Source organism: Oscillibacter sp. KLE 1728 (assembly GCF_934833455.1).
GTDB lineage: Bacteria > Bacillota > Clostridia > Oscillospirales > Oscillospiraceae > Oscillibacter > Oscillibacter welbionis.
In genome coordinates this window covers 1,478-2,313 of the sequence record NZ_CAKVVF010000131.1, presented here as the reverse complement: position 1 = coordinate 2,313, position 836 = coordinate 1,478, and the positions used below count along the sequence as shown (strand labels likewise).

The following is an 836-nucleotide window of genomic DNA, read 5'->3' as shown; positions in this document are numbered from 1 at the left end:
AGATCCGGGTGTGGAAGTGTAAAAACGGAAAGGTAATTGAATGAGCCGGCTTCATCTGCACAAAAGAAGCGCCCCGTCTCCTTTGAGACGGGGCGCTCTGCGCGGGAGCCTTACGGCCAGGGGTTGAAGAAATAGGCTCCATCCTCCACCGTGACCACATAGAAGCCGTAGTCCGTCAGATTCATCAGCCGCTGCACTGCCGCCGGGGAGGCGGCATAGTCCTTGACGCTCTCCGGGGCTATCCAGTCTGTGCCATCCTCCGAATTGTCCTGATGGTAGGCCAGATTGCGGGCCTCGATCCAGTCCGGCAGGGCCTGGTCCACTTCCTCCAGTGTCACAGAGCGGGTCACTGCGGTACCGTCCGGGGCGGCGTAGGTCCACTGGACCTGCTCCAGGTTGCCGATCAGCGCCAGAAGGGTGGGGGCGGTGGCGTACATTCGTTTGTCGATGTCGCGCTCCACACCCAGTACATGAGCGGTGACGCTGTCGAAGTGAATGGTCAGGCCATAGGGCTCGCTGGTGGTTTGCAGGCTGATGGTGTAGTTATAGGGGAGCTCCATACTGGAAAGCCAGAGGCCGATCTCATGGACCAGGTTCCCCACGGCAGTGGCGTCGCCTACATAGGGGGTGCGGGCGTCGTAGATCCACAGTGTGGATTCAAGAATAGTGGTGCCGTTCTGCCAGACCAGCCTGCCACAGACCCAGACTTCCTTAAGCCCCTCCAGTGGGACCCGAAGGTCTACTAGATCGTTTGGGTGAATGAAAGAGGCTCTCGCTTCACGGGCGGTGAAAGAAACAACCCCATCTTCTGTCTCATCCTGTTCCCAGCCGTAGAA

At 59.1% G+C, this 836-nt stretch carries 1 protein-coding gene; it reads right to left on the bottom strand.

Going from position 1 to position 836, the window contains the following annotated elements; translation table 11 throughout:
* Positions 1 to 110 precede the first annotated feature (110 nt).
* The coding region (locus QVE23_RS10705) for a DUF4825 domain-containing protein (RefSeq protein ID WP_502919098.1) at positions 111 to 836 on the bottom strand (726 nt) is incomplete at its 5' end.